We start from the raw sequence: 26,312 nt of genomic DNA, 5'->3' as shown, positions 1-26,312 counted from the left end.
CCACTTCGCCAGTTAGGAAGTCCCTGAGTGTGTCCTCTTTTGCCCGAATATTGTCCATCGCTGGCCTTTTAGGAGACCGAGACAGTTGTCACAATCTTGCAAGAATTGCGAGTCGAGGCCGGTATATGGATCAAGTCAAAGTAGAAAAAATCGAATGTATCTTCAGATTGATCACGATTCACCTATGCGTATTCACATTATTGGTATCTCTCGCGGTCGCTCAGCGCACAACCGGTGCGCTGGGCGGTCAGGTTCTAGATCCACAAGGCGCGGCTGTCCCAAACGCCAGGATCATCGTTAAGGATCAAGAAACAGGCGTAGTCTCCAATGCCGTCACGTCTTCTGCGGGCCTTTGGAATATCCCAAGCTTGATCCCCGGAAAATACTCCGTGAACGTACATAAACAGGGATTCCAAACTTTCCTGCGTCGCAACGTAATAGTGCTCGCCGATCACGAAAACACAGCCAATGCTCAACTGCAAGTAGGCTCAGTCTCTGAGGTCGTTGAAGTCAGCGTCTCGCCATCAGCAGTGGAGACCTCCTCTTCTTCTATAAACAACGATTTCAGTTCGTTGGAGGTACAAAATCTGCCCAACGCCGGCGGAGCTCTGAATGGGAGTCCGCTGAATCTTGCGGTTCTAGCACCAAATGTGGTGGCACAGCCGGGAGGGGTCACCGGAGTTGGTGGCTCTGTAGGCGGTACGCGTCCGCGAGAGAACAGCTTCAACGTAGACGGCGTCGATGATAACAACCTAGGAGTTACCGGGCCAAATTCTACGGTAATCCCCGATGCGGTAGCAGAGTTCACCTTACAGACCAATCAGTTTAGTGCTGAGACCGGACATTCTTCCGGCGGCCAATTCAATCTGGTAACCAAGACGGGAACAAATAGCTTTCACGGCTCCGCTTACGAGTATCTTCAGAACCGGAATCTCAATGCCTTGGATAATCTGACCAAAGAAGCCATTGCTGCCGGCACGATTCCAGGCCAGCCCGCCTACGATAACAACCGTTTTGGTGCAAACCTGGGCGGCCCAATCGTTAAAAGCAAGATCTTCTTTTTTGGAAATTATGAATACACCGACCTGCATGGTGCGGGAAACGCCACATTCTTAAATGCTCCGACTTCCGAAGGATTGGCAACCATGGAAAATCTCGCGGCCAATCAGAGCGTGAAAGATGTTCTTAAAAACTATCCAGTCGCTCCGGCGTCCGATCCTGCCAAGGCGATTACGGTAAATGGATCTACTATCCCTGTCGGTTCGCTTGTGATCATCAGCCCCTTGCTTCAGCGCGAGCACGACGTGATTGCTAATGTCGACTACTCAAGAAATAAGCACCAACTCGGTATTCGCTTTTTGTCAAATCAGGAGAAATTCATTGTTCCCGTAAATTCAACCCAAGCACAGTTCAATCAGGACAATCCGGTGCGTAATCGCAAGATTGCGGCGACCGATACATGGACGATCAACGATCACATTGTCAACGACCTACGTTTGCAGTATGCCTACTACTCCCTGGCACTGCTCAATCCCTGTAAGACCTGTCCTCCGGATGTAACGATCGGTGAACTGGGGGCAACAACGATCGGCCCCTCTGATATTCAGAGTCAGAAACAGAACTCTTACGTAGTCAAGGATAGCGTTTCTTGGGTGATCGGCAAACACACTGTGAAATTTGGTGGAGAGTACACCCACTTCATCTACCCGCAGTTCTATCTGCCACGGAGCAACGGAGATTACTGGTACAACTTCGCACAAGATCTAGTTAATGACTTCTTGCCCTCAACGCCAGGTCGAACGCTGAGAGGCGCTGGTAGCGGCAGCTTTCTGGGAACGCAAAGCCTATTCGCCGGGTATGTTCAAGATGATCTGAAAGTAACACCACGACTTACGCTAAACCTGGGCATCCGCTACGAGTACTGGACGAACCCTCTCGGCAGCCAGAATCAGGCTCTCAACGCCATTTCTAGTGTCCCAGGTGTTGTGACATTTGGAAGACCGAAGACTGATACAAACAACTTCGGGCCACGTGTCGGCTTCGCCTACAATCTGCGAGGAAATGGGAATACCTCGATTCGAGGCGGATTTGGCATCTCCTATGGATGGAAGTTCCAAAATTTCGCTGCCATTACCCTGCCCCCTCAATTACAAAGCGAGATGAACCCGACATCGGCATGTAGCTTGAGCAAGCCACCGGGTTGGTGTGCAAACTTCGACACAAACGGAACCGGGACCAGCTTCCCGTTTCTCGCCAATGGAGGGTTACCTTCTGTATATCTGCCCCCAGCAAATCAGGAGGACGCAAGAGCTCTGACAACGAGTTATATAGACGACACAGTAATGCCCAAAAATCTCACTTGGTCGATGGGCATTCAGCATGAGATCTACCGAGATGGCGTATTTGAGGTGCGTTATCTGGGAACACGCGGGATGGAATTGCCGGTTCAGTTCCGCCGTAACCACATCAGTGCGTTCGATGCCGGAATAGCTTCCCTGCCCACTTATTTCAACGCCTCCGATGTCCCGATTGCATGGGATGTGAAGACGCCGACGGACACTGCCTTCAATCAGTTCGACTCCAATATCTGGAGCAAGTATGGATTTCGCGGTGATGTCACCTCAGATCCCCCGCTAGCGAGCAGTAATTATCACTCTGTCTCCTTGATTTTTACACAGCGCCCGCAGCATGGCTTGACGTTTAACACGAACTACACTTGGTCACACGCGATTGATAACGCGACGAACGAATTCTTCACCAGCCTGCTGAACCCACGTCGCGCGCAGGATACGAATCGGATTGGCGAAGACCGTTCTAACTCGGATTTAGATGTACGTCAAAAGTTTGCACTGTCACTGAGTTACGAACCAGCGCCCATCCATTCCGGACGCAGGGCTCTCAAAGCTCTGTTGAATGGCTACGGAGTAGGAGCGGTGTATCTGGCACAGACCGGTCAGCCAGTTACACTTCAATCCGGCGTTGTGGCGGATGCAAACGGAAATGGAGACACAGCCGGTGACCGTGGTGTACTGAATGCTTCTGCCACAACGCAGAAAGGATCCGACGTGATACCGATTTGCGAGGGAACCGGCGGTACGACGTTTCAGGGAACAAACGGGCCACCCGCTGCAGGAGGCACCTTTGCCGTTACACCCTTAGGTAAAGGCGGAGCCTGCTATGATCCCAACGACCTTTCAGGCAATACGACGCTCCCAGCGATCGGTTATCTGGCTGCCGATCCTACTGCCAGATACGTCGTCGCGGGGCCTGCTGTGAAATCGACCATTGGGCGCAACAATTACAGGTCTCCCGGCTTCGGAGTGATGAACCTTTCACTGGGCAAGAGAATTCAGCTAACGGAATCTACTTCCCTTCAGCTTAGGGCAGACTTCTACGATATCCTAAATCACAAAAACTTCACAATCAGTAACGCCAATGTATTCAGTAGCGCAGGCGTAACCGCAGCAACCTCAAATCCTGGATACGTTCAGATCGCTGATCCGAATTTTTTGAACTCTAAGATCTTCAGCGGAGGGAATCGTCAGATAACGCTCACAGCAAAGTTCATGTTCTAGAAGCATTTTCATTTCTAGGTGAAATGGGGAGGGCGGTTCTGATGCCATTCTTCGATGAATAAACCCGGTAAAGTTTAGTTCTCTCCGGTTATCATTGGTGATGCCAAGCCAGTCCCCAATCCATCCATAGCTGATGAATTGAAATGGGAGAAAAACGCACGTCACAAGCGAATCGAAACTGGAGGTTGGAAAGGCTTGATAAAGAAATTATCCGGGCCACGACCCCCTGAGAACGTAGTAGGCGCGCAACTGGGAAACATCGGAGGATTTCCGGTAGGCCACCCTCCGGGCGATCAAGAAGCGCGGCAGATTCCAGTTTTCGTTGTACTTCCCCCTCGCCTCCTATTATTGGATATTGCGGGCCCCCTCGAAGTGTTGCGCCAAGCGAACCGAATGCAACAGAGAGTGCGATTTGATGTTCGCTACGTTGGGCCGAGAGCTGAACTACTTACTTCGATCGGTGTTACTCTGGCAGCGATCGAGCCCCTCCCCAGTAAGCTGCCCCCGGAAGCCTGGGTCGTACTCGCAGGCGACGTAGAAAATGTTATGTTATCTGGGGGCTGGACAGGTTCCGGCAAATCCCAGCGCGATGATTCCGATGAGGACGCAATCGTAGCCTGGTTGAGGCAAACCATCAGGCCTGGACACAAGTTGATTTCGATTTGCACTGGAGCGTTAACAGCCGGACGAGCAGGCCTTCTCGATGGACATGCTTGCACAACCCACCATCTCAGCTGTACAGAACTTGCCACGATTGCTCCGAAAGCCACTGTCTTAGAAAACCGTCTCTACATTGAGGACGGTGAGCGCTATTCCAGTGCCGGCATCACAGCAGGCGTCGACCTGATGTTGCATTTAGTACATCAGTGTACCGACCAATACTGTGCCATCGCGGTGGCGCGATATCTGGTAGTTTACTTGCGTCGTAGCGGAGCTGATCCTCAGCTCTCCCCCTGGCTGGAAGGCCGCAATCATCTGCATCCCGCAGTACATCGCTTGCAGGACACGATTGCCAGCGATCCCACGAAATCCTGGACTCTCAGACAGCTGGCAAAAATCAGTGGCGCCAGCGGACGTCACCTTTCAAGGCTATTTCACGAACATGCTCGTATGAGTATCGCCGAATACAGCAACCGTCTAAGGGTTGCACTTGCGCAACAATTACTCCGCGAAACAAGCCTAGATATGGAACAAGTAGCCGAGAAGGCGGGTTTCAGCTCCTCACGTCAATTGCGGCGAGCCTGGCGAAAGGTTCACAAGACACCTCCTCGCGAAGCTAGAGAACACGCGTAGATCGACATTATACCGATGCTCAGTAAACGGGAAGTTGAGCTGTGGTCTGGATGCGCCGCGTCATGGCGTTCGATGCGGCGCGCCAGTTTATGAGGCATACACATGCTATTCAGAGAAGCACTATCTTAGCATCTATCCGACGTTATGGGAGTCTCTCAATTGCAGGCGGGACATAACCGTTACTCGCAACACGGCCTTCCGGACCATAGATGCGCAGCACTACATTAAAAGACTCGGAAGATATCGGGAGCCAATTGGATATCGGCACTCCAGTGAGAGGTTCTGTGGTCATGTAAATTGAAACCGAGCCATCGGAGTTGGTTACCAATCCCGGAGTGTAACTTGCGACCACATACTTCCCTGCTGCATTCTCGATCAGTTCAATCGTATCCGAGGTGTATGCCGTAACTGACCAAAAACGTTTAGCCTCGGGAAGATGCCCTGCGGGAAAAGTGAGCACATACCCTCCTCTGCTGCCGTCGAGAGCAGAACCAGTGCCATCATTAAACGCATGATAGTAGGCGGCCGTACTGATATCGTTGCCATACAGGAAATACTCTGCAACTGCTGCCCGATCAAGGATATTTCCCTCCCAGGCACCAATATTCGTGAAGTGTATCCACTCTGTTCCGGGAACCGTATGTGTAAGATAGTCTGAAATAATAGCTTGATGCGCCGTCTGTACGCCTGTCGTAACCTCAATTGCATGCATATCGATATTGCTCAGCAGACCGTTCATTTCGCTCGATAATGCCTGTTCCGACGGGGAGAACGGTGGTGTAATAGGAGAAGCAACGGCTATTTGCAGCTGTTTCACGAACTCGATCGGATTGATAGCAACCAAATCGTCTGCTATTTGTTTGAGCGAAAGAGAGAAATCGATCTCGGGAAGAATCAGAGTATTCCCCCCGACCGTCTGATGTGCCATTCCATCTGAACATGGCGTATTCTCATAATCGCAGAGCATCTGCGTTTTTAATGAGCGACGGAACAAATCTGCTTCCCTGCTTTGGTCTACTCCAGAAGCAGAGAACTTATCAGCCCGAAAGATCATGATCGAGATATTGAGTGGCATCTCGATAGGAGTGACGCCGACAGGTAACGTTTTTGAGAATCCAGGTCCAATCAGAGCAAAGGTGCCCGGCGTCTGGGCGGGGAGGCCGGAGGCAAAAATATCACCGTATGAGTCCATCGTGAGAACTGAATAGGTCACATCTGTTTCCGGAACAGCTAAAATAACCGGATCGACGGCTAGATCGAGGAAGGTGATCGCGTATAAAGTGTCATCATTGACTGCGACCACGCTCTGGAAGGTTGCTGAGATTCGATCTGGGCCGAAGGGACGGTTATGCGGGGAATGTTGAAACTGGTTGTAGCTAAACCACATTGGGTAGAATTGCAGAACGTAGTCTCGGACGACTGTAGTGACAGAGGATGTGTCTTCTTTTGTGCTAAGTGATTCAGTAGACTGCATGACTTTTCCTTTTCATACCAACATGAATTAGATTGTCTTTCTCACTGAAGTCATCTTATGGCACAAGAAGGGATACTTGGGTCCGGCTGACTCTTCAAACCCGCGCCCAACTGGATTATCCCGCGCTTAGAGCCACATCTAGTAACTAGAATTGCTATGGTTTTCGCGGGAGCCTATTCCTGTTTAGGCCGGGTTATCCAATGCTGAGTTTTCATAAAGTTCCTAATTTGGATGCTAACAAGTTTGGCTGTCCTTGACGCATCAGATTCGACTGTTGCCCTTCTGTCGCCAGCATCCCCGGCAACGGCATTAACGGCGATCGAGCCCACTCCCATGGTGGTGATGGCGCCTGGCTTCTTCCCGCTCTCGGAATTCAGGTTGAACTCAAGTACTACCCTCCTCTGTCCTTTGTAAAAGGAAAACACAACTACGTGTGTTTTGATATCACTCGCACCGCGGTCAAATCCAAGCATGATACGTTTTGACATGTTTCCCTGATCTATTGCGAGGAACTCTCCTTCGACAACAAACACCGGTGCTATGGAAGCGGGCTCGGCATCCGATGCTCTCTGCGTTGAAATGTCATCCTTAGCTAGTTCGTTGATTAATGTTTTGCTGAAGCTATCCTGAACCTTTCGAATCAGATCCTCCGAGGAAGAATTGCTATTCTGATTGTGCTTCAACAAATGATGCTGATGCAGCCGTTCGGCAAGCGAATCGTCCGTGGCGATCTGACCAATCGGTGAGAAGTCTTGAATTACAATTTTTTCGGGACGCGGAAGTGGTTCTAGATCATCGTACTTTTTGACTATTTCGACCTTGGCATCACCAGTAAAGATATTGCCCACGCTGTCTTGCGCCACAACCACATAACTATTAACGACAACCGCCGCAAGGAAAAACACCATTCTTTGCTGCATGCTATATCTCCACGAATATGACATATGTCGCGGTATTGAGGACCTCCTATATTTTTGCAACTGAAACAAAACTGGCGTAGATGTAACCCGAGCCGGCCATACCGCTGTCGTTGCAAAGACGAAATACTTCACAATCCGGGCAGACGATTACGTAGCTCCTTCGCTCTTCGCTCGCTCACTACAAATTCCGTCTCGTGGAAATCTGCCATAACCAATGCAAAAGTACTGCCGTCATAAGGCTTAACGGATTTCACTTTGGAAAGATTCACCAGAACTTCACGGCGTGCGCGAAAGAAGAGTTCTGGATCGAGTCCACCCTCTAGTTGGTTAAGCTGATAATTCACCCAATAATTTTCCGTCGTTGTCTGCGTCCGCACAACTCCTTTATCGATGTAGAACCAAAGAACCTCAGCCGGATCAATTAATAAGAAGCGGTTGTGCTTTCGGCAGACGATGCGGTTAAGTTGCTTGGTCGAGACCACAAGAGCCTGGATCTTCTCTTCATCTTCGGTTCGTTCTGTTCCCGAACTCAGGAGACGGCGAACTCTATCGAGCGCATTAGTAAGTCGTGGTACTTCTACAGGCTTTAGGAGATAGGCGACGGCATTTGCTTCGAAGGCCTCAAGGGCGTAATCATCATAACTCGTTGCAAAGATGAAAAGAGGCATTTTCACTCGAGTAGGAAGAGCCCTGATTACACCAAAACCATCAAGCCCGGGCATGCGAATGTCCAGAAAAACGACATCCGGGTTCAATGATTCGACTAGAGAAAGAGCCTCTAGTCCATTTTGAGCCTCGCCCACAATATCAATACCCGGGAAACTGGCAAGGAGGCGGGTTAATCGGCGCCGGGCAGATAATTCATCATCTACGAGCAAAGCTCTCATCATATTCCTCTTTACATTTCTGAATTGATATCGTTGCTTCCGTACCTCCTCCTACGCGAGGTTTGAGTGTAAATGTTGCTCGTCCTTCATACGCGGTCTGAAGCCGTTTTTCAACATTCCGAAGACCAACATACGTACTCCGGTCTGAGGAATCATGTTTGTACTTCATTTGCGTCCCAACCCCATCATCGGATACTGTAAGCTCGAAGCCAATATCGGTCCGTCTTGCCAAGATACGCAGAGTACCTCGACTCATCTTTGGAGATAGACCATGCTTGAGCGCATTTTCGATTAGGGGTTGCAGCAGTAAAGTCGGAACCTGTTCCTCAAGAATAGATGGCTCAATATCAAATTGGACTGTTAGACGATCTTCGAACCGGGCTTCTTCAATGTCCAGATAACTCCTGGCAAAAGCAAGTTCTTCACCGACGGAGGTAAACTCCCGATCCGTGTTTGCCAGTATGTAACGAAAGACTGCAGAGAGACGGAGGGTCATTTCTTCCGCCCTTTCAGGGGCTACGGCGGACAAATCGGCGATCGTGTTTAAGGAGTTGAAGAGGAAATGAGGGTTTATCTGTGCCCGAAGAGCTCGAAGCTCGGCATCTGCAATCTCTTCGCGCAGGGCACTTTCTCTTTTGATTCGTTCATGTCTTCGTTGCTCAGCAAGGACAGCACTGACCCGTATTCGAGTTTCTCCGGCAATCCGCGATACAAAACTTAATTCCATTGCCGTGAGCGGCGGACGGAGTGCTCCGTAGCTGAGAACAATCCAATGATCCGCGATGTCTTCCTGGATTAATGGAACGAGGACATCTGCGGGCGGTGAAGTAATGGTGCGAAGCGGACTGTCATCAGAAATAAAAGAGGGATTAGGACCGATAACTGATGTTGTCGGGTTCTTGGGTCGCATATCGGACAAAGCGATGATTTTTACTGCGGCAAGAGACAGTGTATTGCGAATCATCACTTCGCCGGCGTGATAAACCTCATCAGCATTTTCGATTTCTAGCAGTTGCTCCCAATACTGGAGGATTGCAGCGTTAAAGTCTGGAACCTGAAACACCCATTTGTCGATCCATTCGTTGACTTTTCGTATAGCAAGGGGAGTCGTCCAGATGCTCAATCCAATGATTACAATAGTCAGGAGGGAAAGCCCAGCATTCTGATCGCTTTCTCTCCTGGACTGAGAGTAGAGGCCGGTAGCCGCACCCCATACCAAAAGAGAATCTATACATAGGATGTACAGGGCTGCAACCCGTTTCACAATGATGTCGGCAAGCCTGAGATTAGCAAAGACGAACAGCATGCCCAGCGTGACCAGTGTGTTCGACAATTCAATGGAACCCGCCAGAATTACGGAAGAAGCAAGAGGATAGCTGCCCACATATCCAAAGAGTACGTTGGCAGAAACACCTAACAGCCCCACGGTTGTGAAGCCTGCAAAAAGGATCAAGCCTCGCTGACGTATCTGATCGTTACTAACCATTGAGACTTGCAGGCACAGTAGGACTGCAGAAACCGTACAGGTAAAACAAGGAACTAGAAAGACTAGAAGCTCGTACTGTAAAACGGTGGCAACGGCGAAGGCTCCCAAACCGCATACAGCGTTGATCATCATCGCCCATTGCAGCCAAGACGGATCTGAAACCCTTCTGTCTGATGGTTGGTGGAGGGGCAAATAGCGAATGGACAAGATAAGAGGGATCGCAGTGATCGCAACAAAAAGTACGATCACAGTGATGCCCTCGAGCCAATGAGGGGGAGGCGGTGCAACCCACGTATCGATCAGCCTGGCGGCCCGAACCACGCTGGCTGCCAACATCAGCACTGCGATGGAGACAAATCCTTTTGGGGTTTTTCCATCACGTCGTAAGAGATAAAGTGCTCGAATGAGAATCGCTGATACCGCGACTTGGCTGGCCTCGCCTACCATGTGCAGCAACAGGATGTTTGCGTTCGCTATCTTCTCATCTAGAAATATCGATGAGGGCAAATCAAGCCTCCCTAGTTGACTGATTGCGATGATTGCCTTGCTATCGAGAAATTGGAACTTACTGTACTGATTATGAGGTGCTTCGACGGTGCATCCAGCTTTGTGATACTTGGATGTATGGTGCCATCCTCAAGCATCGCAAAATCTACTGAGGCCACAAATGGTTCAGAAGTGGAGCCGAAATATGAATTTACGATGACTCTTCGAAGCTTCATAGTTGCAGGATAAAGTTCAAGCGTGAACTTATCACCCGGCTTTACATAATCGTTGATGACGATGGCGCTTCTACCATCAGGCATATATTCAAAATCAACGCGGTGTACTTGAAGCGACTGTTTGAAAACGCTGGGGTTCATTGGAATATACCTCGCTGTAAGCTCCCGGACAGAAGCTACAGCCTGTTGCGCCTCTTTAATTTTCTTTTCTTCGATATGACGTCGGAGTGGCCCTCCCGAAAGTGGTGGCGGACTTTGCTGAGGACCAAGAGAAGTTCTGCTGAGTGTTCCGTAGGCGGTGTAATGGCAGATGGCCTGATTGGGCGGACGTGTGTTTCCACTGAGCGTAACAGTCGTAGTCTCGATCCATTGGTATTGATGAAGATGCTTCTCGTTCTGGTCCGCCGCTTCCTGAAAAGCCTGAAGCCTTTGCTGCTGGAAGTTGGGTGTTTGAGAAATCCCAGAATTGGATAGGATAAACGCTACGATAATAAAGCTTATTTTCTTCATTTGTTCTCCCCAATTAGGCGGGCCATTCGTTCGAAATATTGAACATCACTCTAGGCATGCGACGCCATTCGCTCTGAATGTCCTTTATCTATCTTTTCAAAAGCTCAGAGACAGAAATAGCTATTCCGCCAAACGCGGAATGGTTGTTCTAGACGCGGGAAATCACCTGTGAGCGAATGCAGGAATAATTCTCCTGTTCAGGTGTTGTCTCTTTGAAAGCTATTTTTATGAGGCAGAATTCGCATACGTATGCCTGCTGAGAAGTCAATTCCCACAATCGAAAAAATCGGTCGTTATCGCATTACTGGAGAACTCGGTCGAGGAGGCATGGGCATCGTCTATCGAGGCGAAGATCCTCTCATTGGCCGGGATGTGGCCATCAAAACGCTTACAGAGGCCACTCCGGAATTGCGGCAACGCTTCTATCTGGAAGCGCGCTCGGGAATCCTGAGTCATCCAAACATTGTTACGGTCTACGAACTTGGCGAACAGGACGGCAATCCCTTTATCGCCATGGAGTATATTGCTGGAGAGTCGCTTGAAAAGGTCCTGCGCTCGCAAAAGCGCCTTCCGGTTCTAGAAGCTCTCTCGATCGTGGAACAACTTTGTGCCGGACTCGGCTATGCCCACGGACACGGCGTAGTACACCGCGATGTCAAACCAGCAAACATCCTGATTCAACCGGATGGGCGGGTTACCATCGTTGATTTCGGGATTGCGCGTCTTGCCGATCAGACCCGTCAACTAACCAAGACTGATGCGCTGTTGGGAACCTTCCACTACATTGCGCCGGAACGTCTCAAGGGAGAGCCAAGCGATGGACGCGCCGACATTTGGTCTGTCGGCATAATTCTCTACGAAATGCTCTCGGGGGAGCTCCCCTTCAGGGGAAAGAATATTTCCTCGCTCTATCGCGTTATCAACGAACCCTATATACCTCTAAAAGATTACGTGTCAGATCTTCCAGAGGGCGTTGCTGGAATACTTGCGAAGTCTCTCGCCAAGAACGTAGCAGACCGCTACCCCACTGCAGAACAAATGGCCTTCGATCTGCAGCTGGTTGCCGCAGCACTGAAGCAAGAGCGGGTAAACTTGCTCCTGGATTCCGCACGCCGCTTGGCCGAAGAACGGCAATTCGCAAGCTCCCGTACCGTCTTGCTCCAGGCGCAACGAATCGATCCTGGTAACGCCGAGACCAATACCCTGATCACCGAAGTACAGGAGCAACTAAGTCAACTGCAACGTACCGAGCAACTCCGCCAAATCATCGAACAAGGGCAAATTGCTCAGGAGAACCAACGCTGGCAAGAGGCCATTAGCCTCTTTCAGCAAGCGCAACAGCTCGATCAAGAAAATGTCTTTAGCCTAAAGGAGCGTCTAGAGCAGGTACAGGAACAGCGTCAGCAACAGTTGAGGATTGCAGCTCTATGGGAACAAGCAAACGAAGCGCGCAATCGCGGCGATCTCACAAAGGCTCAAGATTATCTCGGACAAGCACTGCAAATTAACGAAAATAGTACGGACTTAAAAAATGCCTATTCGGTAATCCTGCGTGAGATCAAGCGGAAACAACAGTCGCTTCAGGTAGAAGGACTTCTAAATAGCGCAAGAGAGAACTACGGAAACAGAAGGTATACAGAAGCCATTACTCTTCTCCGCCAAGCCACAGAACTGGATCCCACACACACAGAAGTCCATGAGCTACTCTTTACCGCTACGACCCGACAGAGGGAAGAGCGCAGGCAAGAGCTACTAGAGAGCGTAGCGGCCGAGATACAGGATGCCCTCGATCGCGAGGATTTCGACCTTGCCCAAAACCGTGCAAAACGAGCTATTGAAACCCTGCCTGGAGAAGCCCTTCTGTTGCGGCTGCAAGCAGAGGCCGAATCGCGACAAAAGGATTTTCTCACACAGCAGATCGTGCGTGAGACGATGCTACGAGCACAAGACCTCTTCGCCGATCAACCAGCCGAAGCATTGCGACTCATCGAGCAGGGGTTAGAGAAGGCGCCTGACAATAAAACCCTCCGTCAGTCACAAGCTCAGCTGCAGACCCATCTCAAAGAACTTGAAGCGAATATGGCCCGGTCGAATGCCTTGGTCAAAGCCCACGCCGCCATGGAGGTAAAAGATTATCTTGAAGCAAAACGTGAACTGGAAGAAATGCTTACAGCTCATGGAAGCGATCAGGAGATCGAGAAACTGCTGGAAGAGGCGATAGCGGCCCAAGCTAATGTGGAACAAAAGAACGCGCAACTTCGCACAGCAGCCCAGATCCAGGTGGCCATAACCGAAGCTGAGGCCTCCAGCGAGAAATCCCTCTCGCAGAATGACTGGAAGCGAGTTATGGCGCAATGGGAAGTATTGGAAAAACGCTATGGCGCACATCCAGAGATTGTTAAGACCAAAGCAGAATGGGAGACAAAGCGCAGAGCAAAAGCCGAGCAGACCCTTCGCGAGGTAATGCAGATGGCTCGCCGGTCAATACAAGCGAATTTGTGGAAAGAGGCCAATGCAACACTCCGTCGGGCCGAAGAGGCAAGCAGTTACTCAGGAACAACTCTGCAGGAGGAATACCGAAACCTTCGGGCGGAGTGTGTTGCTCAAAAAGCGAAGAATTCAAAATCTGCACCTTCGCTCCAAGCCGGTCGGCCCCGCAAGATACTGCTGTATGCAGCTACTACGATTACGGTGGTAGCAGTTATTGCTATCGGTTTTGTTGTGACTCGTCACAGGCAAGTACCGCATCCGTCACAACCAGTTATACAGGCAACTGCGCCCCCATCGAATATTACTGCTACCAAACGGACCGACCTGGAAATCAATGCCTCTCCCTGGGCGAAGATTGTGAGCATTCAAGACAGCAAGGGCAAACTGGTTGCTTTACCCGAAGGAGAGCAGACAACCCCGTTAAGGCTTGAGAATATCGAGGAAGGCCGATACAAAATATCATTCGAGGGACCGAATCAAGAGACGCAGACAGTCGACTGCAATCTGACGGTAGACAATCATCTCTGTACTGCTGAAGTTGGTGCTATAGATATCTCACAAGTACTGAAGGGAGCGGAGCAATGAGTCCTGTCAAGAACATAGTATGGACATTTACATTCGTACTCTTTTCTGCCATTGCGCTGCCTCAGACTCAACAGCCGACGTTAGACGCAAATCAGCTACACGATCTAGCAAAACAGGCCAAAGATAAGGGCGATTTGCAGTCAGAGGTGAATTATCTCTGCCAGGCAGCTACACTCGACAACAAAAAATACGGGAAGAGTTGCGAAAAGGAAAAGTTGGGTCTTGCACAGATACTTGCCCAATTCCAGGCGGACCTCAATGTCGCCCGGATAGAGATGCAGCGCAAGGACTACTCCGGAGCCATTCGAGACTTGAGCAAGATCACCTTCGGACCAAATAGATTAGAGGCGCAGGAAGCTCTACAGGACGCCCTTATCCTGGCAGACCGCATCCCTAGAAATCAAATGGGACCCATTGCTCTTGCAGCTGCGCGGAGAGCCTTTTTACGCGGCAATTTCGAGCAAGCCGAATCACTCCTGGCACATGTGCAATCTCAGCCTTATCTTGACACAACAAAGCAGCTCCTTACCTCAATCCATCTCTACCGGGATGCAATGACACAGGCCTCCAACCTCGCTCACAACGGCGACTATAAGGGAGCAGCCAAACAGTATCAAGTTGCCATTTCCATTCAACCCAATGGGCCTGGGCAGCCTCAGCAGCGGTTGCAGGAGATACAACAGACCCTTCGCACGGCAGAAAAAACACAGCCATCTTTGTCCCCTGCACAACAGCCGCCCTCTGCAACTGGGCCTTCCCAGACCGTCAAGAACACTGCCCAGATTGCAGCGACATTAGCTATTGCACATAAGCAGGAGGCGCATAGAGATCTGCGAAGCGCAATGCACTCCTATGAGGCGGTATTGAAACTTGATCCTGAACAAGCTGATGCAGTCGCTGGGAAAAAGCGCATCCTTGCAGCTCTAAAAACCGACCCGAAGATCTTCGAAGAACAACTTACTGAGGCTATCAGAGACTTCTACGCTTCCCGCTTTGCTGATGCCGATGAAAAACTGCGTTCTTATTTACAGGAGAAGGGTATCGGAAACGCGGGTGCAGCCCACTTTTATCTTGCCTCTTCTCTCCTTACACAATCGATCTTGAATAATCAGGACCATCCATCCGAAAAAGTTTCTTTGCAACAGCAAGCCGAAGAGGAGTTTTCCATTGCGCGTCAACTCCACTACTTCCCTGTTCCTTCGTCAGTGTCACCGAAAATTCTTCTCCACTGGGAACAGAAAAGCGAATAAGTCATGGTTATTGAAAAAACAGGGTGGTCGGAGTCAGAGACGGGTAAACCTATTTCCCTTCAAATAGAAGTTGCTGCCCTTTCCGATATAGGGTGCCAGCGATCAAACAATGAGGATAGCTTCGGTTACGATTCGGAAGGAAAAATCTTCGTAGTCTGCGACGGGATGGGTGGAACAGCAGCTGGAGAAGTTGCAAGCAATGTTGCTGTACATCAGACGCTTGAGTCCTACAAGAAATATGCCCATCAGGGTTCGTCTCCCGAAGAGTGCCTGCAATTGGCGATTGCAAGCGCCAATCAGGCCGTTTGGCAACTATCGAAAGCGAATCACGCTTTCCGAGGCATGGGAACTACTCTCGTCGCTGCATGTGTTCACAATAACCACATAGTCATCGGCAATGTCGGCGATAGCCGCGCATATTTTTTGAGGGACGGTGGTTGTCTGCAAATCACCGAGGACCATTCCCTCAGCTCAAATTGCACACCTAACTCGGACTCAGAGGGAAGCTCTTTGGAGGCAGCTCCTATTCTCCAGTGCTTCATTACCCGGGCAGTTGGCGTTGAACCAGAGGTGAAACCGGATCTCTTTGTCGCTGAACTTCAGGCGGGAGATATTGTTCTTCTTGCAACCGACGGACTCACTCGGTATATCGACGCTGAGGAAATTGCCCGAGCGGTGCACAGCGAACAAAACTTGGAAACAATTTGTCGCCACTTTGTGAGCCTTGTACACGAACGGGGAGCTATAGATAATATGACCTGCCTGCTAATTCGCTCCCTTTCGAAGATTTCTTGAAACAATCGCAATAAAGCAAAGACGCCGATTCGTGGATCGGCGTCTTTGCTTTTTTCCCTCGTTTTCAGCTTCCTATTATCTCGCCACTGGTACCGCACAAGATAATCCTGAGAGACCACCTGGGGTCAGGATGCTGGCTGCCGGACCCGAAAGTTCTATTCTCTCTGTAAGGGCGGCTCCATTGACGATGATTGGGGTACCTGAGATCTCAAGAGGATACGCCACGCGTAATGGGTTGCTCGATTGCTCCACGCGTCCGCGATCCATCAGATGGAAGAGCGACCAGGTCCCCGAAAACTGAAGAGGTAGATTGTTGCTGCCGTAACTGGCTATCAGTTGGGCCTGCTGCACTCCCTGCGCAGACCAGTTGAACTGTCCCGAAACATCATGTCCGGAGAGCTGCTGTCCACCAATTGAAAGGGTAACCCTCTGAATGCCTGGCGATGGAAGAATGTGCGCTGCAAAGTTTAGCGATGGAGCGGTTGCCCCATTGGCAAACAATGCGCGGGAAAGCACCGCAAGGCGATTGAAGAAGCTAAGGAACTGTGGCGTAGGTTTCACTGTTGCCGTTGGAGATAGAATCCATTGGCTTCCCTGCTGAACAACCAACGGTTTTAGGTTTGCCTCATAGAACTGCCAGAGCAATCCTGTATCAGGTTTCAAGGCAGCCGTTACCTCGGCAGGTGTTGCCTCCACGGAAGCAGCTCGACTAAACGGATACTTCGAAAGTAGCGGAGAAATGCTACTACAAAAAGAGCGGCCTGCCAGATTAATCTGTTGCGGAGCAGAACCGCGCACAGCCTCCTCCACCGAGGTAATTGGCTGTCTCATCAACTTCGTTACTAACTGTTCGACATGGGCTACAGAATCGATATCGAATGACTGTGCTGTCTGACTGACGGCTGAGTGCGCATTCACAGCCGCGGTAATTACCGATTGTAAGGCGGAAGGATTATTGGCTATAGACGGGTCCTGAATAAATTGCGATACGGCGCCTTGCAGTCCAATAAGTCCGTTGATATAGGCTGTATTGCCTGGAGCCACAAGGCGTCCATTCAGGCTCGGAGGAACAAGCGCTTGCGTCGGTTGAAACTCCTTCGCAATCGTACCTCCTGCAGCGGCGGTATTGCGTGAAGCCATAAAGATCAACGCTAGTAAGGCAGAGTTTGGTGACGACAGGCTCTCAAGCTTCTGGCGTGCATCGGAGAGGCCGCGATACCGTACCACCGAAGCAGCGCGAAGATAGGACTGCCACTGCATACTGAAATCTATGGCATAGCGCTCTGCCAGTTTCTGTGCCAGTGCCTGGCCCTGTACCGCAATTGCGGCTTGAGGTCCCAACACCCAATCTTCTCCAGCAAAGTATCGGTCCGGATTTTTAAGCGCCGTTTGAATAAATGCGAAACCCTCTTTCGTAAATGCTCCCGGAACAATATGCGTTTCGAGTACCGTAGCCGATGAGCCAGGATAGAGCTTATTGAAATCGAGGGAGGGCACCTTACCCGCGGCTGCGGCCAACATATTTTGATAAATCCGATCAAAACTGCCAAAACTGTTCAAATAGCCTCGGGTATGGACTACGGTCGCAGTGACCGGAGCAATGTCATAGATCTTTGCTCGATGCAGCTCTTCGCTATAGAAGCGGAATTGTCGTTCTGCCAATTGAACCTGTTCCTCAGACTGCGACTGACGGCCGTTTTGCCAGTACTGCATCAGTATTGGCGCCAGAAAGTCTTCCCCGCTGTATTGGGGGAAGGAGGTCGTGATTAAATACGCGCGCAAGGGATTATAAGCTGCCAGATAGTCAGCATCAGGAGGTGCCGTTGCCGGAAGCTGATCTAGTGCCGTGCGGATCCTTTGTTGTGTTGAAGCAAGGAGGAGCCAGCGGAAACGTTGAAAGTATAGCTTTCGTGCCGGCTCAATCAGCTTCCTGCCCTGGTACAGTCCATAGCGAAAACTCCAGGGAGGTCCATTTTGTTCGAACCGTTCCAATTGATCGAGTACAACTCTTAATTGCTCCAACTCTCGAAGTTGAGTGCTTGAAGCAAAGTCGGAAGGATAGGCATTCGCAGGCAAAGATGTAGCCGCCTCATCAATCAGGCGTTCCAACCTCCGGTTCTTGACATAAGAAACAGTCAAACCTACGATCCAGAAAAACAATAGGATCGAAACCAAGGCTAGTCCAATTCGACGGAGCAATGATACGCGTACATTGGAAGAAGGGCTTTGCTCCCGCTCTTCTTTCGCCAGAAGAATGTCTGGAAAGATTTGCGGAAGGAAGCACCACTGGGCAATCTTCCGGCTAACATGTTGCGATCCACTAAACCCCTGGGATGCACCTTCAATTTCCCTCAAAGAGAGAATGCCTGTCGCTGCTGCCTCCACTCTCGCCCGTCGCGGCATCTCTGCCCCGACGCTTACCAGCTGTTCGATAATTTGAGCGCGCACGCCAACACAAAAGAAGCCGCGAAGAAAGGGATTGGCATTGAGATGGCTGGGACGGGCCAACTCTACCAAGAAATTTGTGAGATTCGTTCGCAGTTTTTGTAGTTCACGCGGAAACTGATAGATAGCGGCGGCATTTGCTGACTCCGCTTCGCGTCCCAGCACCTCAAGGCGAAATTCTCCTAAAGAATAAAATAGACGGTCGAGCGCGGAAGACAGAAAAGACGATGCTCGTTCCGCATACACTCCGTCGGAAAAGCCATCGCGTGTGAGTGAGATCCCCAAACGTTCCGAAACCTCCTCTGTATTAAGATTCTTGACGTATTCGGCGAATCCCGGCACTCGATCCAATTTCGTCAGAAGGACATATACCGGAAGATCTGATCCTAACTGGCGTGCCATTTCCCGCAAAGTGGCGTTCCCTTCACGTCCAAGAGAGGAGACCTTTGAAGTGGCATCTGGACCGAAGAAAGACTCGCTACTGACGCACACAACTGCTGCGCGCAGAGGGCGCTTTGTTCCCACAAGACTACGCAGCAGTCCAGGTGAGGTTTGGCGGACAAGGGTACTCCACTGACTGCTGCCAAACGAAAGTCCTTCCCCTGCATCGACAAAGATTGCCTCTTTCGCATACCAGACATTTGCTAGAAGTGTCGGTACAACGACGTCATCCTGATAGACCTGTCCTGCCAGCAGTTCCGGATCCAGGCCTGACTTAAGAATGGTGGTTGTCTTCGCACTATTCGGAACACCCAAGACATAAAACACAGGCACCGAATCAAAGGAGTGTACTCCTCCACGTTGAGACTCTGCTAAGCGCTGCTCCGCAGACCGGAAGAGAGAGATGACGTCGGAGCTGTTATGCTCGCCACGTGACGTTGCTCCCGGCGTAACTCTGCGCGACCAAAACCAATATGCGCCGATTGCTGCTAAAAATCCTAGAACAAGAATGACTATCCGCAAGAGGACCAATGCAGTCCCTTGAAGATGCAGCACCGGCCCCAATAGCCAGCTAAACAATGCTGCGACAATCACAAATAGAGAGGGAATAAGATACGAGGCCACGCAGACTCCTAATCGGCGTTCAAGGCGCTGCTACCGAGAGCAGCTGCACCAGAAGAAAGGGATAAGTGATAGCCGGTGAACACAATCAATAGGAAACAAACAAGAGCACACGCCGTCCAGATGAGATATCGTCCCCAACGGTCGGTTCTAGCTTTTGGACTTCCTTGAGGCGCTTCGATTGCAGAGAGCATTAAGGTTTCGCCGCGAATACGCTGAATGCGCGCCCGCGCTTGACGTAACATTGCATGGAGCTCTCCGCTGTCTCCCAGTGCATAACGGCCCCTATAGCCTAATAACAGACACAGGCAGTGTAATTCCAGAACATCGGCTAGTTGAGAGGAGTCCCCCTGTGCTAGATATCCACGCAAGTTATGGAAAAAAGTTTCACCCGCCAAGTGGCCACCAAAGAGCTCCTCTTGTAGCGGCCGTCGTGCCCATTGTGCGAATACTGGATCCTGTAGGTTCAGAACACTTTCATCCAAGAGAGCCACAACTGCAAAGACTGCCCCCTGTACAACCTCATTGGAATAGCCAAGTGCGCGGGCCTGCTGCATGGGTCCCTGCAAGGATTGGCGGACTTGTAGACGAAATGTTTCAGCGTTTTCTACAGTCTGATGGCGAAAGCGCACACGGACAATCGCAGTAAGAACTTCCTGAAATACAGAGGCCAAGTTGGCCGTACGCCCCACACTCATGCGCTTTGCTCCAGGAGAACAGTTAGGGTGAACTCGGGATCCGAAATTTCACCGGGGATGTAGATTCCAACAGACTTCGTCTGCAAAATATGTTGCCAGCACGGCCCCGCTGTATCGATGGAGAAGTACTGCATGTCAACCGATGCGCGCAAAGCCGCAGGTGGGACGGGTAGATGTGTCAACTGCATTCCAGGGAGAGCGCGTTTCACCAACTCAGGCACAAACCGCGCGCTACAGATCTTGATTAGCCTCGGAACAAGACGAAGCTGTTCCGATTCCCCGAGGGACGACCGGATTCCGAGAATCCATCGCGCTCTTCTCAGGCAACGCTCATCCGTTACAACAGCATTTTGAATATACGGCCCCGCCTCGGCAAAGATCAGCTCCACACTATTTGTGGGAACAATGATCTCCAGATGCCGCAGAATGTGGGCACTCAATGCGCGAAATGCAGGAGCGGGATCTGAATGATTATAGTTCGGCAGATCTTTGGGATCAGATTCCAGAGCAAACGTACAGAGGGCTCCGGCCAAACGCGAAAGCTCCATAAAACACTCGGACGGGTGAGCATGACGCGTGTTCAGAAGATGCTGTAAAACCGGGAGGGTGCTATGCAAGGCGTGTAAAAACCAATAATTCGCAATATCTATCGGAAGTGCATTCGACTGTAATCGATTTCCATGTTGCGCTGGGCGAGCAATCGTAGCACTCTTTTCGGCGATCATCGTCAGCAGGCGTCTTAGCTGAAGCATTAGGACATCGCTCGCGCTTATCCGTAAGGAGCAAGGGATAAATTCGGGATCGTAGCGGAAACTTCCTGTGGAGGTACGCTGTATTCGAGCAATTGGCAAGGCCAGGACTCCGGGAGCAAGTTCTGCTTTAGTAAGAATTGCGATATTCTTTCTTGCCAGCTCAACCTCATATTCATCTACTCCATTTGTTTCGTCGCGGAGTGTTCGTGTAACAGCCAAGTATCGCGTCGGCATCGACGCGTCCGCCGGCGTATCATATCCGCCGTTTCCCCGTACAGAAATCGCGAGATACAAAAGAATCTCGGCATCCGAAGGTTTTGCGAGCGAATCGAGCGAGCGTGCCGAAGGCAAGGAATCGGAGGTTGGCATGTCGAAGACCAAACCATCCTGAAAGATTCCGACCGCTCCTAGAACAGCGACAAAACCATTTGCAATGGCCTTTGTATCCATCTCAAGATGCAATAGTCCCCATGGTTCTCTCCATAAACTTGCGGAGAGAAAAGCAATGGAGTCTTCGAAATAGCGGCTCTGCGTCTGGAAATGATGCGGTGCAAGATACATCCCCTCGGACCACACCACACGAGAAAGAAATTTCATAGCAAGTAGTTCCCCTGTGGTTGGGAGCGGCTACCGAACAGAGAATTTTGTCGATATTTGCTGCCCAATGGAATAACGAAAGTCCGACGGTTTTATTCCATAGGCACGTGTTCACTAATCCGAGGAGAAAAGCAGCATGGAAAGGGATACAGAACAAAATGAGATTACGAAGACACCGGAACAGGCATCGGTGGAACCACCGCGTTCTCACTCCGCTTCTCGAAGAGCACACGGTACCGACCTGACCGGGGTTTTTCGGCAGGTTGCAATCCCTGAACGATCACCTGAGATATCGAACACGCCTTCTCCTACACTCCATGAGGATGAAGTCCATTCTGCGACAGATATCTTCGGAACTATTCCTCCATCGCAATCGCAGGATGAGGCTGGATTTACCCAGATATTTCAGTCCTTGAACACAGGCATAGCTCGGCCTCAGAGCACGGGCAACCTTCTAAACACTTCCAGTAGCTCTCCAAGAGACTCTCAACCTATACAGAGCAGCGGTGGCGAATTCACACAACTTTTTCGCAAACTCGATGAAGCACCGAGAAAAGACGATACCCCAATGCCCTCTCCTTCTATCGAAAGGAAAGCTCCTCCGGACTCACCACCGCTAGGTGGAGGCTTTACCCAACTGCTGCGAACCCTTTCACGTGAGACCAATGAAGAGGTACCTATTGAGCGGCCACAGCCGGCTGTTCAGCAAGCTACTCAAGCCCCTGGTGAATTCACACAAATCATCTCGCGCTCAGCGCTTCGAGAGGCGCAGCAAACTCGCCATCCAGCAGAACCAGGTCCAGTTCTCAATCCCACTCCGATTCCGCCATCGCCACCTGCCGTGGAAGCGCAGTCTCCTCCTATTTCTCCCCAGAATATTCTTGCAAATGCGCAATCTCTAGCCAGTATTGTTGGCACAACTCCGCCAAGTATTGTCACACCACCTGTGGTTCCGACTGTGCCCTCTGCACCCATTCCCCAGCAGACCCAGCCTAATGGAAGACTTCAACAATACCTTCCCTTATTGTTTATTGGAAATCTCTTCTTGATGTTGATAATTCTCGTTCTAGTTGTCTTTTTATTGCTACGCGGCCACTAGGCCGCTTCCATAAAGGGCGTCTTTGCTAGAAGAATCTCAGCGCGGTCTTTTGCCAAGAAAGCCGCGCTTGGCATTCGCTATCCAGTCATAAGCTAATTTACAAAAGCAGTTTAGGGCCTGTTATTCGTCGTCTTGAAATCGTCCGGAAGCAGAATCAATTCCATACTAGGATTAGCAATCTCCGCGGGCACATAGACTCCGAAGTTGCGAGCACGAGTTACGGTCTCCCATGCCACACCGGTCCGCTCAAGACTGAAATACTGGTAATTCAGCTTTACTGGAATCTCCCGAGGTGGAGCGGTAACATGCGTGAGCGAAATCCCCGGTAATGCCTGGCGAATAAGTGTTTCAAGATGGGTTGCAGAACACGCCTTTATCAAGCCGGGAGTGCGGTGAATCAGGTCGACCGCAGACATCTCGGCCTGGATAGCCAAATAAACTCGAGCATCCGCGAGGTATTCATCCCGCTCGATCTCAGTCACATACACTGAGTCGCGCAGCTGACGCAGTGGCAATGCTATAAACCGGCTTGGAATCACTGTGTTCAGCAACTCCGAGATCTTTCTCTCCATTTCCAGAAAGCAGCTTCCCTGTTTTTCGTGGTCATATCGTGGAAAATCAGAGGGAGCGATACTTCGAGAAAAAGTCGTTAGAGCTCCTCCCAAAGCAAGCAATTCGGAATAAAGCCTCTCGGGGTGCAGGTGAGGCGCCTCAGTCCACTGGTGAAACAGTGGAAGATGCGTGTTAATCGTATAAAGAAGCCAGAAGTTTGCTACGTCAGCGGCGCTAAAATCAGCAAGAGATTGGTTCCGTTGGCGGCGGGCACCGGCGAGCTGTCCACTTCTTGACACCAATACCTCAACCATACCACGCAGAATTCCGATCAAAAGTTCGCTGCCCCTCACATTGATCATCGGACCAACGAACTCCCGATCCAGGACGAAGCGCCCCGCATCAGTCACTAGCACACGGGCCATAGGAAGAGACAGCAACCCTTCCAGGCTTTCACCCTCGGCGATAATCTGCATATTTTTTCGCGTAAGTGAGACAGGCTTTTCGATTCCGGAGCTGTTCTCATCCCGCAGCATCAGCATTTGCGAGTAGAAGCGTGTGCTAAGCCCACCGCGTTGCGGCGCGATATTAATACCCCCTGGACGACTCTGCGGAATAGCGAGATAGAAGATACAAGACTTTCTTCCATCCTGAAAGCATTCCTGAAACGAGCGTGACTGTGGAGCCTCGTCTGACTCCGCTGTGTCGAAGGCCAAGCCATCGGGAAACAGTCCGGAGGCCGATGAAAGCTGCAAACGTCCCTCCGTTATCGCCGAGGCATCGATCTGTAATGAAGAAAATCCCCAGTAAGCTACAGCAGTAGATTCGAGCGTGAAGCGGAGAAGATCCTCAAAAAAATGATCCTGCGCTTGCAGATGCTGAGGAGAAAGGAACACTCCTTTCGACCAAACGACGGATTGTAGCTGTCTCATTGAAACCTTCTCCGATCTTTCAAATGGAAATACACATCGTCTCTGGGAATAGACACGCGTCTCGCGTGTTTATTCCGCAGAAGCAGTAAACGCAGGCTCCGATCAGCAAAAGAGCAATTGTCAGGCGCGGCTTGCGACACTCATCTTGGAGCATATATATGGCGAAGGAAAGTACACAGCGTAAGTTAAGTCGGGTACGGCCACCGCGCGTCCAGATCACTTATGACGTAGAAGTGGGTGATGCTATTGAATTAAAAGAACTCCCTTTTGTCATGGGCATTCTGGCTGATTTAACAGGACAGCCCGCCGAACCGCTTGCCCCTCTAAAGGAACGCAAATTCACCGAGATTACACCGGATAACTTCGATGCCGTGCTGGCCAATCTAGCGCCGCGTCTCTCCTTTTCCGTTGAAAATGCATTGACGGACAATCCAGAGAAAGGTCAGCTACAGGTCGATCTCCCTTTCGAGTCTCTGGATGATTTCTCCCCGGAGCGCGTGGCTCAGCACGTAGAACCGCTTCGAAAGCTCTTGGAGCTACGTACGAAGCTCTCTGACCTGCAAGGAAGCCTGCAAGGGAACGACAAGCTGGATGAAGCTCTTTATGCGGCCGTGACCAATACCGACCAGCGTGAAAAGCTACGCAAAGAACTTAATACCTCTGGAGAGTAATGATGGCAAATGAACAAGCCGCAGTCACTTCCATGACTGCTGAAGCACAGGTCCTGGAGACGCCTCTTCTCGATCAGATTGTAAGTGAAGGTCGTTTCAATCGAGACACCTCCACCCTGGAACGTGGACGTGACCTGATCAAGGAATTTGTGGCTCAAGTCCTTGAAGGGCATATGACAATCAGTCGCGATGCGGAGACCTCTATTCAGGCGCGCATCGCGGAAATTGATCAACTCGTCTCCAAGCAATTGAACAAAATTCTTCATCATCCCTCTTTCCAAAAGCTGGAGGGAACTTGGCGTGGCATTCGTTACCTCCTCGACCAAAGCGAGACGGGTGCAATGCTTAAGCTAAAGGTGCTGAATATTTCGAAGCGGGAGCTACTCCGCGACTTGCAGCGGGCTCCGGAATTCGACCAAAGCGCGCTGTTTAAAAAGGTCTACGAAGAGGAGTTTGGAGTCTTCGGCGGTGCTCCTTTTGCCGCAATTATAGGAGATTACGAATTCGGCCGTGGACCGGAAGATATCGATTTGCTACGCCGAGTTGCGCAAGTTGCAGCTTCTGCTCATGCGCCCTTCCTGTCTGCCGCAGCACCAGAATTGCTGAACCTGGCGGACTTTACACAACTCGGCCTGCCACGCGATATTGCCAAGATCTTCGATTCGACCGAGTATGCCAAATGGAAGTCTTTCCGTCAGAGTGACGACTCGCGTTATGTCGGGCTTACTCTGCCACATATTCTCGCCCGCCTGCCCTACGGGAAGGAAACAAATCAGGTAGAGGGCTTCGACTACGAAGAGGATGTCGACGGTTCCGATCACACCAAGTATCTCTGGAGCAATGCTGCCTATGCTCTTGGAGCGCGGCTTACGAATGCTTTTGCCCAATACGGCTGGTGCGCCGCTATCCGCGGAGTAGAGGGTGGTGGACTAGTCGAAGACCTGCCGACCCATAACTTCGAGACCGACGAAGGCGATATCGCCCTTAAGTGCCCAACTGAAGTACAGATTACTGATCGTCGTGAAAAGGAGCTTGCAGATCAGGGACTAGTACCTCTGGTTCATTGCAAAGGTACCGATTATGCAGCCTTCTTTAGCGTGCAGTCAGCCAACAAGCCGAAGCTTTATGACAAAGATGCAGCGAATGCAAATGCCCGGCTCTCCGCGCAGCTGCCCTACATTTTTGCAATGTCCCGTTTCGCGCACTATCTGAAAGCAATGATGCGGGACAAGATCGGCAGCTTTACTACACGAGAAGAGTGCCAGGTATTTCTCAATCGCTGGATTAGTCAATATGTTTTGTCCGATGACTCAGCTTCGCAATCGGCAAAAGCCAAACTTCCTTTACGGGAAGCTTCGATTGAAGTAACCGAAGTACCAGGCAAACCGGGAGCTTACCGCGCGGTGGCTTTCTTAAAGCCCCACTTCCAACTCGATGAACTTACCATCTCTCTACGATTGGTTGCGGACCTTCCAGAATCGGCGCGCAACTAGGAACGAGAGATTCATATCTTCAAT

General features: G+C 50.7%; 17 protein-coding genes. 8 read left to right on the top strand and 9 right to left on the bottom strand.

What is annotated here, in order from left to right; all coding sequences use genetic code 11:
* Positions 1–125: 125 nt before the first annotated feature.
* Together AC6I7T_RS00380 and AC6I7T_RS00375 are read left to right on the top strand one after the other, a co-directional pair.
* Positions 126–3,575 carry a TonB-dependent receptor gene (locus tag AC6I7T_RS00380; RefSeq protein WP_497788200.1) on the top strand — a complete coding sequence of 1,150 codons (3,450 nt, stop codon included), beginning with the start codon at positions 126–128 and terminating at the stop codon, positions 3,573–3,575.
* A 258-nt stretch (positions 3,576–3,833) separates the two neighbouring features.
* Entirely contained in the window at positions 3,834–4,868 is a 1,035-nt protein-coding gene (locus AC6I7T_RS00375) for a GlxA family transcriptional regulator (RefSeq protein WP_497788329.1), read from the top strand.
* A gap of 142 nt (positions 4,869–5,010) precedes the next feature.
* Here AC6I7T_RS00375 and AC6I7T_RS00370 read toward each other — a convergent pair whose 3' ends face one another.
* The 5 genes from AC6I7T_RS00370 to AC6I7T_RS00350 form a co-directional block, all read right to left on the bottom strand.
* Positions 5,011–6,342 (bottom strand): DUF1214 domain-containing protein, encoded by a 1,332-nt coding sequence (locus AC6I7T_RS00370; RefSeq protein ID WP_497788199.1) that lies wholly within the window; start codon positions 6,340–6,342, stop codon positions 5,011–5,013.
* Positions 6,343–6,515: 173 nt separating this feature from the next.
* Positions 6,516–7,262, bottom strand: a complete 747-nt coding sequence (locus AC6I7T_RS00365) for a DUF4410 domain-containing protein (protein WP_497788198.1) — start codon at positions 7,260–7,262, stop codon at positions 6,516–6,518.
* A gap of 128 nt (positions 7,263–7,390) precedes the next feature.
* Positions 7,391–8,152, bottom strand: a complete 762-nt coding sequence (locus AC6I7T_RS00360) for a LytR/AlgR family response regulator transcription factor (RefSeq protein ID WP_497788196.1) — start codon at positions 8,150–8,152, stop codon at positions 7,391–7,393.
* A complete protein-coding gene (locus AC6I7T_RS00355) occupies positions 8,127–10,142 on the bottom strand; it encodes a histidine kinase (RefSeq protein WP_497788195.1) in 2,016 nt (671 codons plus the stop codon). Before AC6I7T_RS00355 ends, AC6I7T_RS00360 begins: the two co-directional genes overlap by 26 nt.
* An 11-nt stretch (positions 10,143–10,153) precedes the next feature.
* Positions 10,154–10,867 carry a hypothetical protein gene (locus AC6I7T_RS00350; RefSeq protein WP_497788194.1) on the bottom strand — a complete coding sequence of 238 codons (714 nt, stop codon included), beginning with the start codon at positions 10,865–10,867 and terminating at the stop codon, positions 10,154–10,156.
* A gap of 249 nt (positions 10,868–11,116) precedes the next feature.
* On the opposite strand from AC6I7T_RS00350, the gene AC6I7T_RS00345 reads away from it, so the two are divergent.
* The 3 genes from AC6I7T_RS00345 to AC6I7T_RS00335 are packed head-to-tail and all read left to right on the top strand — an operon-like array spanning position 11,117 to position 15,987.
* The gene (locus AC6I7T_RS00345) at positions 11,117–13,942 is read left to right on the top strand and encodes a protein kinase domain-containing protein (RefSeq protein WP_497788192.1); all 2,826 of its coding nucleotides are present in this window, start codon (positions 11,117–11,119) and stop codon (positions 13,940–13,942) included.
* Positions 13,939–15,192 carry a hypothetical protein gene (locus AC6I7T_RS00340; RefSeq protein ID WP_497788191.1) on the top strand — a complete coding sequence of 418 codons (1,254 nt, stop codon included), beginning with the start codon at positions 13,939–13,941 and terminating at the stop codon, positions 15,190–15,192. Before AC6I7T_RS00345 ends, AC6I7T_RS00340 begins: the two co-directional genes overlap by 4 nt.
* A gap of 3 nt (positions 15,193–15,195) precedes the next feature.
* A complete protein-coding gene (locus tag AC6I7T_RS00335) occupies positions 15,196–15,987 on the top strand; it encodes a PP2C family protein-serine/threonine phosphatase (protein WP_497788190.1) in 792 nt (263 codons plus the stop codon).
* Positions 15,988–16,062: 75 nt separating this feature from the next.
* Here the strand turns inward: AC6I7T_RS00335 and AC6I7T_RS00330 are convergent, their stop codons facing one another.
* The 3 genes from AC6I7T_RS00330 to tssK (AC6I7T_RS00320) are packed head-to-tail and all read right to left on the bottom strand — an operon-like array spanning position 16,063 to position 21,541.
* Positions 16,063–19,497 (bottom strand): ImcF-related family protein, encoded by a 3,435-nt coding sequence (locus tag AC6I7T_RS00330; RefSeq protein ID WP_497788189.1) that lies wholly within the window; start codon positions 19,495–19,497, stop codon positions 16,063–16,065.
* Positions 19,498–19,505: 8 nt separating this feature from the next.
* Positions 19,506–20,192, bottom strand: a complete 687-nt coding sequence (locus AC6I7T_RS00325) for a DotU family type IV/VI secretion system protein (RefSeq protein ID WP_497788188.1) — start codon at positions 20,190–20,192, stop codon at positions 19,506–19,508.
* Positions 20,189–21,541, bottom strand: coding sequence for a type VI secretion system baseplate subunit TssK (gene tssK, locus AC6I7T_RS00320; RefSeq protein ID WP_497788187.1), 1,353 nt, complete (start codon positions 21,539–21,541; stop codon positions 20,189–20,191). The genes AC6I7T_RS00325 and tssK (AC6I7T_RS00320) overlap by 4 nt, the downstream gene beginning before the upstream one ends.
* A 136-nt stretch (positions 21,542–21,677) precedes the next feature.
* Here tssK (AC6I7T_RS00320) and AC6I7T_RS00315 point away from each other — a divergent pair, with 136 nt between their 5' ends.
* The gene (locus AC6I7T_RS00315; RefSeq protein WP_497788186.1) at positions 21,678–22,640 is read left to right on the top strand and encodes a hypothetical protein; all 963 of its coding nucleotides are present in this window, start codon (positions 21,678–21,680) and stop codon (positions 22,638–22,640) included.
* 110 nt (positions 22,641–22,750) lie between these two features.
* Here the strand turns inward: AC6I7T_RS00315 and tssK (AC6I7T_RS00310) are convergent, their stop codons facing one another.
* A complete protein-coding gene (gene tssK / locus AC6I7T_RS00310) occupies positions 22,751–24,124 on the bottom strand; it encodes a type VI secretion system baseplate subunit TssK (RefSeq protein WP_497788185.1) in 1,374 nt (457 codons plus the stop codon).
* 158 nt (positions 24,125–24,282) lie between these two features.
* Here tssK (AC6I7T_RS00310) and tssB point away from each other — a divergent pair, with 158 nt between their 5' ends.
* Positions 24,283–24,795: a type VI secretion system contractile sheath small subunit gene (tssB, locus tag AC6I7T_RS00305; RefSeq protein ID WP_497788183.1), complete on the top strand. Its 513-nt coding sequence runs from the start codon at positions 24,283–24,285 to the stop codon at positions 24,793–24,795.
* A gap of 2 nt (positions 24,796–24,797) precedes the next feature.
* Positions 24,798–26,288, top strand: coding sequence for a type VI secretion system contractile sheath large subunit (gene tssC / locus AC6I7T_RS00300; RefSeq protein ID WP_497788327.1), 1,491 nt, complete (start codon positions 24,798–24,800; stop codon positions 26,286–26,288).
* Positions 26,289–26,312: the final 24 nt, after the last annotated feature.

This window comes from Humiphilus diazotrophicus, assembly GCF_059726315.1.
This window is presented reverse-complemented; position numbering and strand designations above follow the sequence as displayed.